Annotated in this window: 11 protein-coding genes and 1 pseudogene; 10 read left to right on the forward strand and 2 right to left on the reverse strand. The window is 31.7% G+C overall.

What is annotated here, in order from left to right:
* Positions 1-8 precede the first annotated feature (8 nt).
* The 6 genes from AC5M21_RS01925 to AC5M21_RS01950 all read left to right on the forward strand — a co-directional run bounded on the left by AC5M21_RS01925 (position 9) and on the right by AC5M21_RS01950 (position 7,155).
* Positions 9-689, forward strand: a complete 681-nt coding sequence (locus tag AC5M21_RS01925) for a fructose-6-phosphate aldolase (RefSeq protein ID WP_008790153.1) — start codon at positions 9-11, stop codon at positions 687-689.
* Positions 690-701: 12 nt separating this feature from the next.
* Positions 702-1,793 carry a glycerol dehydrogenase gene (locus AC5M21_RS01930; protein ID WP_008790152.1) on the forward strand — a complete coding sequence of 364 codons (1,092 nt, stop codon included), beginning with the start codon at positions 702-704 and terminating at the stop codon, positions 1,791-1,793.
* A gap of 902 nt (positions 1,794-2,695) precedes the next feature.
* Positions 2,696-5,770, forward strand: a complete 3,075-nt coding sequence (locus AC5M21_RS01935) for an ABC transporter ATP-binding protein/permease (RefSeq protein ID WP_302280498.1) — start codon at positions 2,696-2,698, stop codon at positions 5,768-5,770.
* Between the two features lie 128 nt (positions 5,771-5,898).
* Positions 5,899-6,264 carry a hypothetical protein gene (locus AC5M21_RS01940; protein ID WP_008790150.1) on the forward strand — a complete coding sequence of 122 codons (366 nt, stop codon included), beginning with the start codon at positions 5,899-5,901 and terminating at the stop codon, positions 6,262-6,264.
* 18 nt (positions 6,265-6,282) lie between these two features.
* Positions 6,283-6,822: a methylated-DNA--[protein]-cysteine S-methyltransferase gene (locus tag AC5M21_RS01945; protein WP_054689239.1), complete on the forward strand. Its 540-nt coding sequence runs from the start codon at positions 6,283-6,285 to the stop codon at positions 6,820-6,822.
* Positions 6,823-6,840: 18 nt separating this feature from the next.
* Positions 6,841-7,155 carry an MGMT family protein gene (locus AC5M21_RS01950; RefSeq protein WP_008790148.1) on the forward strand — a complete coding sequence of 105 codons (315 nt, stop codon included), beginning with the start codon at positions 6,841-6,843 and terminating at the stop codon, positions 7,153-7,155.
* A 17-nt stretch (positions 7,156-7,172) separates the two neighbouring features.
* Here the strand turns inward: AC5M21_RS01950 and AC5M21_RS01955 are convergent, their stop codons facing one another.
* Positions 7,173-7,550 (reverse strand): helix-turn-helix domain-containing protein, encoded by a 378-nt coding sequence (locus AC5M21_RS01955; RefSeq protein WP_008790147.1) that lies wholly within the window; start codon positions 7,548-7,550, stop codon positions 7,173-7,175.
* Between the two features lie 34 nt (positions 7,551-7,584).
* On the opposite strand from AC5M21_RS01955, the pseudogene AC5M21_RS01960 reads away from it, so the two are divergent.
* Together AC5M21_RS01960 and AC5M21_RS01965 are read left to right on the forward strand one after the other, a co-directional pair.
* Positions 7,585-7,743 (forward strand): annotated as a pseudogene (locus AC5M21_RS01960) (family 1 glycosylhydrolase); the annotation flags it as partial.
* Positions 7,740-8,624, forward strand: a complete 885-nt coding sequence (locus AC5M21_RS01965; protein ID WP_008790145.1) for an ROK family protein — start codon at positions 7,740-7,742, stop codon at positions 8,622-8,624. The pseudogene AC5M21_RS01960 and the gene AC5M21_RS01965, both read left to right, overlap by 4 nt.
* A gap of 11 nt (positions 8,625-8,635) precedes the next feature.
* Here the strand turns inward: AC5M21_RS01965 and AC5M21_RS01970 are convergent, their stop codons facing one another.
* Complete coding sequence (locus AC5M21_RS01970; protein WP_008790144.1) at positions 8,636-9,829, reverse strand: AraC family transcriptional regulator; 1,194 nt, start codon at positions 9,827-9,829, stop codon at positions 8,636-8,638.
* A gap of 76 nt (positions 9,830-9,905) precedes the next feature.
* On the opposite strand from AC5M21_RS01970, the gene AC5M21_RS01975 reads away from it, so the two are divergent.
* Complete coding sequence (locus AC5M21_RS01975; RefSeq protein ID WP_054689229.1) at positions 9,906-11,363, forward strand: glycoside hydrolase family 1 protein; 1,458 nt, start codon at positions 9,906-9,908, stop codon at positions 11,361-11,363.
* 217 nt (positions 11,364-11,580) lie between these two features.
* Complete coding sequence (locus AC5M21_RS01980; RefSeq protein ID WP_008790142.1) at positions 11,581-12,858, forward strand: hypothetical protein; 1,278 nt, start codon at positions 11,581-11,583, stop codon at positions 12,856-12,858.
* The last annotated feature ends 43 nt before the right edge of the window (positions 12,859-12,901 follow it).

Here is a 12,901-nt window from a genome sequence, read left to right on the forward strand (position 1 = left end):
AAAAGAAAATGGAATTTATTATTGATACAGTTGATTTGGAAGAAATTAAGGATGCAGTCGAACATATGCCAATTGTTGGAGTCACAAGCAATCCTTCCATCGTGAAAAGAACAAGTCCAGAAAACTTCTTTGATCATATGCGAGCAATCAGAAGCATTATTGGAAAAGAAAGAAGTTTACATGTGCAGGTGATTTCTAAGGATTGTGAAACAATCGTGAAAGAAGCTCATCGTATCTTACAAGAAATTGATGATCAGGTATATGTAAAGGTACCAGTTTCTTATGAAGGTATTAAAGCCATCAAACTTTTAAAAGCAGAAGGTATCCATGTGACAGCAACTGCTGTGTATGATTTGATGCAGGCTTATATGGCATTAGCAGCTGGAGCAGATTATATTGCGCCATATGTGAATCGTATTGGAAATTTAGGAAGTGATCCTATGGAACTGATCAATGAATTATCAAGTCGTATTGTCATGGATGGATACAAAACAAAGATTGTCGCAGCCAGCTTTAAAGGTGTTCAACAAGTGCGTGACTCATTTAATTATGGAGCCCATGCGATTACTGCACCGGTTGATGTTTTAAAAACAATCTTCAAGAATCCAAGTATTGAAAAAGCAGTAGATGATTTTAATAGTGACTGGTATGCCATGTATGGTGAAGGTACAGGAATTTGTGATTTATAGGAGAATGAGAAAATGACAAAAATAATAGGAAGTCCCACAAGATATATTCAAGGTAAGGGTGAATTAAAGAAACTTGCTGCTCATGCATCAAGTTTAGGGAAAAAGTTGTTTGTAATTGTAGATAAAAATATTCAGGATATTGTTAAACCTGATATTGAACTCAGTGTTAAAGCTCAGGATGTGGATATTCTCTTTGAAAGTTTTCAAGGTGAATGCTGCATGAGTGAAATCAATCGTATTATTGATATTGTGAAGACGAATGGTTGTGATGTAATTGTTGGTGTTGGTGGTGGAAAAACACATGATACATCTAAGGCTGTTGCTCATTATACAAAAAAACCAGTCGTGATTGTTCCTACCATTGCTTCAACAGATGCACCATGTTCTTCTTTATCTGTTATTTATAGTGATGAAGGAGTCTTTGATAAGTATTTATTCTTACCAACAAGTCCAAATATAGTCTTGGTTGACACAGAAGTTGTTTCTAAAGCTCCAGCTAGATTATTAATTGCTGGAATTGGTGATGCGATGGCAACATATTTTGAAGCGAGAGCCTGTTATCAAAGTGAAGCAGATAACTGTTTAGGTGGAAAATGTACAAAGGCTGCCATGTCACTTGCTCGTTTGTGTTATGAAACATTATTAGAAGATGGGAAAGCCGCAACTTTAGCAGTACAAGCCAAAGTCTGTACAAAGGCTGTTGAAAATATTATTGAAGCCAACACCTATTTAAGTGGAATAGGATTTGAATCTGGTGGTTTGGCTGGCGCTCATGCAGTGCACAATGGTTTGACCGCTATTGCAGCAACACATCAGTTATATCATGGTGAAAAAGTTGCATTTGGAACATTGGTTCAATTGGTATTAGAAAATGCTCCAAGACAAGAAATTGAAGAAGTCCTAAAGTTATGTCATGAAGTTGGATTACCAACAACACTTGCTGACTTAAAAATTACTGAAGTGAAACCAGAAGAAATTATGGCAGTCGCTAAGTTAGTCTGTGCTCCTGGTGATACAATTGGGAATATGCCATTTGATGTGACACCAGAGGATGTTTATGCAGCGATTCTTGGCGCTGATGAATTAGGCAAATCATATCAATAGAGATCATAATGATCTCTATTTTTGCACATATGTGCAATCTGTTTTGAATATCAATATTTCATGAAGAAATATTGACTTATTATTCTGATTTTATTAATATAAAATTGCAAATGAAACATAATATAATTTCATACATAATATGTTTCTTGGCAACTACATTATGAAATATTTAAAAATATTCTACACAAACAATTTAAAGAGGCTTTTTATTGCCATAAACTCCAATCACAATATAAAAGCAAACTCTATATAAAATTCTTCTCTAGTTTTTACATAATGTAGTGTTTTATAAATGGAATGAAATAGTGATACATGATAAATGTATTCATGGTTTCATTCTTTTATTTTTGTAATAGACTAATTCTTTAAATGATTATTAGGAGGAGGTGAAAATATTTTGATAGTATAATTGAAATAATTTATTTAGAATGGAGTGAGAAAGGATATTATAATGATGTTTGAATGAGTATTTTTTAATAAGTATATCTTTTGAAATATATAATATTTATACTTTTTCTTTTATTTATGAGAAGAGTTGACTATGTTAAAGAAATCGCATATCTATGATTGTAAAATAAAAAATGATATAGCGTTTATTAATAATAAGATATATAGCTAGATAATATAATCTGATAGAATTAATAAAAACGATATCTTAAGACAGCATGATGTACTCAGTATTTAAATCCTTGTGGTTGTTGATGAATTGCTAAAAACAACTAACTTTCCTAATGTTTTCTGAAACCTTTGAGGAATAATATCTTTTGGAAAGAGATTTTTTAAGAGTAAAACAAAAATAATGAAGAATATTGAGAGAATAAAATCATAAAATAAATATGTTCATCTTGTATTCAAAAAATAAGCGTTTAATATATATAATAGAAAGAAAAGGAGGCAAACAAATGCTTCAAATAAAAAATATACACAAGGAATATAAAACTGGCAGTCTTGTTCAAAAAGCTCTTGATGGTGTAAGTTTAAACTTACGAGATAATGAGTTTGTAGCAATCCTAGGTCCAAGTGGATCAGGTAAGACAACACTTTTGAATATAATTGGTGGGCTTGATCGATATGATCAGGGAGATTTGGTTATTAATGGTATTTCAACAAAGAGATATAGAGATCGTGATTGGGATTCTTATCGTAATCATACGATAGGATTTGTTTTTCAGAGTTATAATTTAATCCCGCATCAAACTGTTTTGGCTAATGTTGAATTGGCTTTAACTATATCAGGTATTTCTAAGACAGAAAGAAAACAAAGAGCTGAAAAAGCTCTTGAACAAGTTGGGTTAGGAAATCAGGGTCATAAGAAGCCTAATCAGATGTCTGGTGGACAGATGCAGCGTGTAGCAATTGCTCGTGCTCTAGTGAATGATCCTGATATTTTACTCGCTGATGAACCTACAGGAGCATTAGATAGTGATACTAGTGTTCAAGTTATCGAGTTACTTAAGGAAGTTGCAAAAGATCGTTTGGTCGTTATGGTAACGCATAATCCTGAATTGGCTGAAACTTATGCAACCCGTATTGTAGAGTTATGTGATGGAACAATGCGTAGTGATACTGATCCTTATGAAGTAAGTGAACATGATTTAGAGAAGCCTAGACATGAGAATATGGGAAAATCTTCAATGTCTTTTTTGACTTCATTATTGCTTAGCTTTAACAATCTTCGTACAAAAAAAGCACGAACAATTTTAACTTCTTTTGCTGGCTCAATTGGGATTATTGGTATTGCATTGATACTTTCTTTATCTAATGGAGTCAATCAATATATTCAGTCTATTGAAGAAGAAACATTATCAGAATATCCCTTACAGATACAAAGTTCAGGTTTTGATATTACTTCAATGATGACAGATGGTCATCCTAAACAAAATAAAGACAAAGATGAAAACAAGATATATGTTTCACAAATGATTACCAATATGTTCTCAAAGATTGGGTCAAACGATTTAACATCATTAAAAGAATATCTTGATAGTGGAAAAAGTGATATTGAGAAAAACACAAATTCTATAGAATATAGTTATAATGTCTCTCCACAAATATATAGTAGTGATACAAAAAAAGTGAGACAGGTACACCCTGATAAATCATTCACCTCTTTAGGTCTTGGTTCATCAACAAGCTCAAATAGTTTAATGTCTTCTATGATGAGTACTGATACTTTTTATCAAATGCCAGGTAACAGTAATCTTTATGAAGATCAATACGATATAAAAGCAGGAAGATGGCCAAAAGCGTATAATGAATGTGTTTTGGTTTTATCAAAAAACGGAAATATAAACGATTTTATGTTATATACTTTAGGATTACGTGACTTTGAGGAATTAGATAAAATGATTCAACAGTTTTCAAAGGAAGAAGACGTAACAGTACCGGATAATGCACAGTCTTATTCTTATAATGATATACTGGGAGTTCAATTTAAACTTGTGAATGCAACTGATTATTATCAATATGATCAAAAATATAATGTTTATAAAGATAAAACTGAAGATCAAAAGTATATGAAAAACTTAGTTGAAAATGGAGAAGATATAAAAATTGTTGGAGTTGTTCAACCAACTGAATCGGCCTCTGCAACTATGCTTCAAACAGGAATAGGATATCCTGCAGCACTGACAACACATGTTATTGAACAGGCAAAATCAAGTGATATTGTCAAAAAACAATTGTCCAATCCTCATGTTGATGTTTTTACTGGTAAAGATTTTAGCAGTAAAGAAAACAATAAGCTAGATATGAATTCTTTATTTACAGTAGATGCCAATATGTTAAAGAAAGCATTTACTTTTGATCAAAGTAAATTATCTATGAATATGGATGATTTGGATTTAAGCCAAATAAAGATTGATACATCTTCATTACCTGCAATAGACGTGAATAGTATTTTTAAAGATATGAAGATTAACATTTCTCAAGAACAATTAGAAAGTTTAAGTCAAACTCTTATGGTGCAGTTTCAACAATATGCAAAAGAGAATGGACTCATTGATCCAACAAAAATGAATGAATATTTTATGGCGTATTTGCAAACTGAACAAGCTCAATCATTATTACAAGGTGAAATGGTTAAGATTTTCCAAGAAAGTGGATTAACACAACAATTTCAGACTCAGCTTGAAAAACAGATGCAAACAATTATGATCCAATATACTGCCACTTTGACAAAATCATTACAACAACAGATAAGTATTCAAATGAATAAACAAATGGGAAATCTTGCTAAGAATATGCAGGATGCAATAAATATTGATGCAAGTGTCTTTGCTAAGGCTATAAAAATGAATATGAATGAAGAAGAACTTTCAGAATTAATGATGTCATTAATGACAACTGAGGTTTCATCTTATGATGGAAATCTTAAGAATCTTGGATATGCAGATTTTAATAAACCAAGTGGAATCAATATTTATCCAAAGGATTTTGAAAGTAAACAAAAAGTCATTGATGCATTAGATCAGTATAATGAAGATATGAAGAAAGTCGATGAAGATAAAGTTATTTCTTATACAGATTATGTTGGAACACTTATGTCTTCTGTTACAGATATTATTAATGTCATTAGTTATGTTTTAATTGCCTTTGTTGCTATTTCACTTGTTGTATCTTCTATTATGATAGGTGTTATTACTTATATCAGTGTTCTTGAACGTAAAAAAGAAATTGGTATATTGCGTGCAATCGGAGCATCAAAGAAAAACATCTCACAAGTCTTTAATGCTGAAACATTTATCATTGGATTATTATCTGGCGTTCTAGGGATTGTGATTACTTTATTGTTGTTAATACCAAGTAATATGCTGATTCATGAAATTGCTGGTAATGTCAGTGTGAGTGCTTCTTTACCAATTGCTGGAGCTATTATTCTGATTGTCTTAAGTGTCATTCTAACACTTATAGGTGGATTAATACCAGCGAAAAAGGCTGCTTTAGAAGATCCTGTAACGGCATTACGTACTGAATAGAATAGAGATTATAAAACTTGTTTGATATTATTCAAATAAGTTTTTTCTATTATGAATTTTTCTTTACATGAATTCGGTTGTCGGTTTCATTGAGGTGTATTATAATAAGAAAGAAAGGAAAGATAAGAATGAAGAAAATCTGTTGTTTAAGTTCATTACTTTGTATCTTATTATTAAATGGGTGTATTCAGCCGAGTTTTAATGGTAGTCGTACTGGTAATCAAGATCAATTGATTATGGAATATAGTATTATGAATACTGAGGATTCTCAATTATTGACATTACAAGAAAATGATATTGTGGATGTACAAATAGTTAGTGATGCTGGTAAACTTTCTATCATCTTTCAAAAGAATGATGAGACTCCTATATATGAAGATAACGAAATATCTTCTTCTCAATCATTTCAAATTTTAATTAAAGAAGATGGAGACTATAAGGTAACTGTTAAAGGTTATAGAGCAAAAGGAAGTGTAAGTTTTATAAAAAGCTAAAGACGGAGGAAGTATGAAATGATATATACAGCACATTATAAATCTCCTATTGGAGAAATTTTACTAGCAAGTGATGGATATTCTTTGATTGGTTTATGGTTAGAAAATCAAAAATATTTTTTAGCAACTATCAAAGAAGAAACGATTGATAAGCCTGATTTAGAAGTTTTTATTCAAACACAGCTATGGCTAGATGATTATTTCGATAGAAGAAAACCTTCTATAAAAGAGTTGCCATTAGCACCTAGAGGGACACCATTTAGACAAGAGGTCTGGCAGATATTATGTCAAATCCCATATGGACAAGTTATTACATATGGACAGATTGCAAAGAAAATAGCAGAACGTCATCATAAACAAACAATGTCTGCACAAGCCATAGGCGGAGCTGTCGGACACAATCCTATTTCTATTATTATTCCTTGTCACCGTGTCGTTGGGACCAATGGAAGTTTAACTGGCTATGCAGGTGGCATTGATAAAAAAATAAAACTCCTAGAATTAGAAGGAGTAGATATGCATCATTTCTTTGTTCCTGGTGATGGAACAGCATTATAGTAAAGGTGGTCATTTAACATGTCAGAAAAATTAAATGAAGAATTTATCTTTCAAATTTTATCAATTGTTGAAGAAATACCTGAAGGATATGTTGCAACTTATGGTCAAATTGCCAAATTATCAGGCTATGATAAAAATGCTCGTCTGGTTGGAAAGGTTTTAAGTCTATCAGGATATTATGGGAAATATCCTTGTCATCGTGTTGTCAATAGTAGTGGCAGATGTGCCCCTTATTGGTTAGAACAAAAAGATTTACTGATGGATGAAGGTGTTACATTGAAATCCAATGGTTGTGTTGATCTAAAGAAACATCAATGGAGACTTAATGACTAAAGACACAATTGTGCCTTTTAAATAAAATATAAATCCTGACTAAGTCCTTGAAGTTTATGTAAATCTATAATACGAAATTGTCCTCTTTTTATTTTCGTTATATAACCTATTTGTATAAAGTCATTAAGAGTTCTTTGTAATTGTCGATAACTGCATCCTATCATTTCTGCAACTTGCACAAAGTTTTCCTCAATAATCATATCATGTTCACAACTGACGAGATATGATGCTAACCTATTTTCAACTGGATAGTTTATAGATATTGAAGAATTTTGATTAGAATTATAAAGTTTATGTGCAATAGTTTCAGCTAAATAACGCATAAAGATGAAATCATTTAAGATGAAATCTTGATAAAGTGATATTGATATACCTAAACATACACATTCTTCCATAGCATAAACATCATTAATAACATCACGATGATTAATTGATTTGGTTTCAGCTGGAACTGGTGAAATGAGTAAACGCTATGGTTTTATTTATGTTGATAGAGACGATTTAGGAAATGGTACATTAAAAAGAAGCAAAAAGAAATCTTTTGACTGGTATAAACAAGTTATTGCAAGTCAAGGTGAGGATTTATGAGAATAGCTGTCTTTGATGTAGGTGGTACTTTTATTAAGCATGCATTGATGATTGATGATGTGATGACTTCCCAAGATAAAGTATCTACACCATGTGATACACAAAAACATTTCTTAGAGACCATAAAAAGTGTTCTTCAGGAAATGGGGGAGGTAGAAGGCATTGCCTTCTCCTTACCTGGCGTTATTGATGTTGAAAGAAAGTATATTCATGCTGGTGGTAGTTTGACTTATAATAATCATACTGATATTCATGAGTGGGAGGATTATTTTCAATTACCTATTACAGTAGAAAATGATGCCAGATGTGCTGCTATTGCAGAATTAGAGTGTGGACATATGCAAGGCATTCAGCAAGGTTTGGTTTTAACATTTGGAACAGGTGTTGGTGGTGGGATTATCCTTAATGGTGAAATCTATAAAGGTCATCATTTGATTGCTGGAGAAGTCAGTGTGATTTATTCTAAAGATCCTAAACAATATCAGTCCAAAGGTTTATTTGGAGCGATTGGTAGTATTTATAATTTAGTTGACAAAATCGCAAAAGCAAAAAACAGTGAAACCCATGATGGAAAAGAAGTGTTTAACTGGATTGGAGCAGGTGACAAGATGAGTCAACAGATCTTTAAAGATTATTGTGATGAAGTTGTTTTAGAACTTCATAATATCCAATGTCTATTAGATCCTGAGCGTATTTGCATTGGTGGTGGCATTAGTGAAAATCCTTTATTCATTGCAGGCTTACAAAGAGCTTCAGATGAATTTTATCAAAGATTCCCTATTGCTTTTCCTCATGCTGAAATTGTCAAATGTCAATATTGTAATGATGCAAATATGTTAGGTGCATATTATCACTATAAGAAAACAACGATGAAAGTTTAATCTTTCATCGTTTAAGTATTTTTATATTGAGTAGGAGTTTTGCCTGTTCGCTCCTTAAAAACTTTATTGAAATGACTTTGACTTGAAAACTGTAAAATATCAGAAATTTCAGCTAATGTATAAGAAGAATTTTTAATTAAAAACTGTGCTTCTTGAACTTTCTTTTCATTGATATATTGTTTAATAGATTGACCAGTCACTTTTTTAAACTGTGTTGAGAGATAACTTGGATTCATGCCTGTTAATTGACTTAAATCATTTAATGTCATATTTTCATGAAGATGTTGAGAAATATAATTTTTACAAGACTTCACCCAATAAGGATTTTGAATATGTTTATATCGTTTGACTAAGTTTGTAAAATCAACAATAGCATCACTTATCATCTTATGGAGTTCCTGACCAGTACGACATTGATCTAGTTTATTAATATAAACATCACTTAATGTATATGCTTTAGCAATTGGAACACCAACATCAATAACACAGCGAGTAAACAAAGTCACAGCTGCAACTAATTTATATTTCATAGAGACAAGATGATTAGGTGCTAGTTCACGTCCATCTTTCATTTGCATTAATTCATTCATTAAAATACGAGCTTGTGTACTATTCTCCTGCTGAATAGAATTCATAATCTTCTTTTCATAAGAATAACTAAAATCATGTAAAGGATTTTCTCTAATCACAAAGATTTCATTTTGCATAGATTCCTCTTGTTTTAAAGGTAATGAACTTGATTTTTTATAATTCTTTTTAAGCACATTAGCATCTAATATTTCACCAGTAATGATCTGATAAACAAAAAGCAGGAAATCAACAGTTTTATAATGAACATAAGGTAAGCTAAAAAAATCATCAATAGTATATTGGGAAATCACATGATTTAAAAATGGATATTCTGATGGTTTGTCTTGAGGTGTAAGCTTCTTATTAAAGATTGGTCCAATACAAATATATGATATGTTTTCTAAAGAATAAGGAAAGAAAAGAAATGATGCATCATGATAAAAATGCATATATGTTTGATAGTCATTAATATGATTTTCTTGAATCATATCCTGAAAATAATGCTCTTCTAATTTTAGGAATGAATGAGGAGATTCTATAATCAAAAGTTCTTTTGATAATAAAAAGATGGGTAATTGAAAATGGTTATAGATAGGATTGAGTAATTGAATAAGTTCATGTTTTGTTTGTATCATAGAAATCATCCTTTCATTATTATTTTATAATGAAAAGATAGAAAAAGAAAATAAATTTTAGAAAAGAGGTAGAAATATGTTAAAAAAAGATTTTTTATGGGGTGGTGCAACTGCTGCCAATCAATTTGAAGGTGGTTATCAAGAAGGTGGTAGAGGATTGGCCACTTCTGATACAAAAACAAATGGCTCTTTAACGTGTAAGAGAAAACATAGTTTTCTTAATGAAAATAATGAGATTATTTATTTGCATGAAAGTGAATTGATTTCTCATCAGTATCAGGCAGCATTGGATCCGAATATGTATTATCCTAGTCATAAGGCAGTTGATTTTTATCACCATTATCAACAAGACATCGCACTCATGGCAGAAATGGGATTCAAATGTTATAGAATGTCAATATCTTGGACAAGAATTTTTCCTAATGGGAATGAATTCATACCAAATGAAGAGGGATTAAAATTCTATGATGATGTCTTTAATGAATGTTTAAAGTATGGAATACAACCAGTTGTGACTCTTAATCATTTTGATATGCCTGTATATTTGGCACAACATCAAGATGGATGGTTATCTAGAAATACAGTTGATTGTTTTTTGAGATATTGTCAAACAGTTTTTGAACGTTATAAAGGCAAGGTTAAATATTGGATGACATTTAATGAAATCAATTTACTCCGTGGATATGCAACATTAGGAATCCATGAAATGAATACACAAAAATATTATCAGGCTCTTCATCATCTTTTTATTGCCAGTGCAAAAGCTGTTCAATTAGGTCATCAAATTGATTCTGATAACCAAATTGGCATGATGTTAGCGAATATATTAACATATCCTGAAACTTGTAATCCCGCTGATATCGCTTTGGAATTAAATGTTTCACGTCGCTTGAAATATTTCTTTTCAGATGTCCAATGTCGAGGCTATTATCCATCATATATTCTTAAACAATGGGAAAAAGAAAATATTGAGATTATTAAGGAGTCACAAGATGATCAGATTTTAAAAGATGGCTGTGTTGATTATATTGGATTTAGTTATTATAATTCTGGTGTTGTGACAACGAGAGAAGATGCTGGAATGTCACTAGGAAATGGTGTCAATATGGCACAGAATCCTTATCTTAAAGAGAGTGAATGGAAATGGCCTATTGATCCCATTGGACTTCGTATTTCATTAAATATATTATGGGATCGCTATCAAAAACCATTGTTTATTGTTGAAAATGGGCTTGGAGCTCAAGATACAATAGATGAAGATGGATGTATTCATGATGAATATCGCATTCATTATATGCGTGATCATATAAGAGAAATGAAAAAGGCGGTTGAAGAAGATGGCGTTGATCTCATGGGTTATACGCCTTGGGGCTGTATTGATCTGGTTTCAGCTGGAACAGGTGAAATGAAAAAGAGATATGGTATGGTGTATGTTGATATGGATGATGAGGGAAAAGGAAGTTTAAAAAGAATTAGAAAAGATTCATTCTATTGGTATCAAAAAGTTATTCAAAGTCATGGTGAATGTTTGTAAAGAAGAGGGCACTCTTCTTTTTGTATAATTGTGATTTGTAAAATGGAATGATTTGTTTTAAAATATAAATAACTGAAATGATATAAGGAGATGATGTTATGAGACTTGCTATTGTATTGACTCCATGCAGAGTTAATAAGGAATAGAATGCATGGAGTAGAAATCTATCATATTAACTTTGCATCCAGGAAAATGAAACAATAAGGAGACAAGTAATATGAAAATAAATAAACAGATAGAAACAGTTTTATTAGGTTATGCAGAAGTTGATATCACACCAAACCATCCAGTTGAAATGGTTGGATTTGGTCGATTAGATGAAACTTCAAAAGGAATTCAGAGTCATCTTTATGCACAGGTTATGCTTTGGAATTATCAGGAAGATGTATGTTGCCTTATAACAATAGACCATATTGGATTTTCTAAGCATAATATCAGTGTTTTAAGAAAGAAAATAAGTCATCGATTTGGTTTTGCAGAAGAAAAAATTATGCTTTGTTTTTCACATACACATGGAGGACCTAATGATAGTCTTGAAGAAGAGTGGTCGTTGGATGTTCATTATCAAATTTGTCAAGCTATCCATCAGGCACAGACTGAATGGACTCCTGTCTATGGTGGGTGGGCTAACGCTTATAGTGATATTGGTTTGAATAGACGTAAGGATTCAAATTTTTTGGATCGACGTATTGGTATATTCAAAGTACAAGATACAGAGAAACACCATAATAAACTTATTTTATTAAGAGTGACAGCACATGCCAATGTATTGAAAGCAGATAATTATTTTATATCATCAGACTATTTTGGAGCAGTAAGAGAAACATTAAGTCAAAAGTATAAATGTCCAGTTGTGTTGATACAGGGTGCTGCTGGGAATGTTGCACCACGATATTTCTGTTCACAACTCAATCCACCTGATGCTTGTGATGATAGATTTATTCGTTCTGAAACTGCATTGCAAGATATGGCTAATGAGATATTAACTTGTGTTAAGCCAATGATTGCTCAAATATCAGTGCAGCCGATACAGCAAATTGGGATGTATACGCGTAGTATACTTCTGCATTCTGATGTACCCTCATTGAAGGAGGCTCAAAGTGTTGCACAAGAGGCTCAACAATATGCTGGTATTGATGGTCGATATTGGCTAGAAGAAGTGCAAAGGCTTAATAATGCTCATATTCATTACCAATCTGAAATGATAGAAGTTCAATATTTCTATCTAAATGAAGGATGTTTAAGCGGAGTTGCTAATGAAGTGATGTGCGAGTTCGCTTTAGAATGTATGCAAAAACTTCATAACGAATATTTTTACTTTAATGGTTATACAAATGGTTGTCTAGGTTATTTCCCTACAGAGGAAGAATTTGATCAGGGTGGATATGAGGTTTATTGGTCAATGCTCATCTTTTATATTTATCATGGTAGAGTTTATCCATTACAACGTGATTCAGCAACACAACTTATTCATTTTGTTATTAAAAATGCTTAAATCTGAAGGCTTTCATAGCCTTCTTTTTTGAAGATAAAAAAAC

The sequence above is a fragment of the Coprobacillus sp. genome (genome assembly GCF_984815275.1).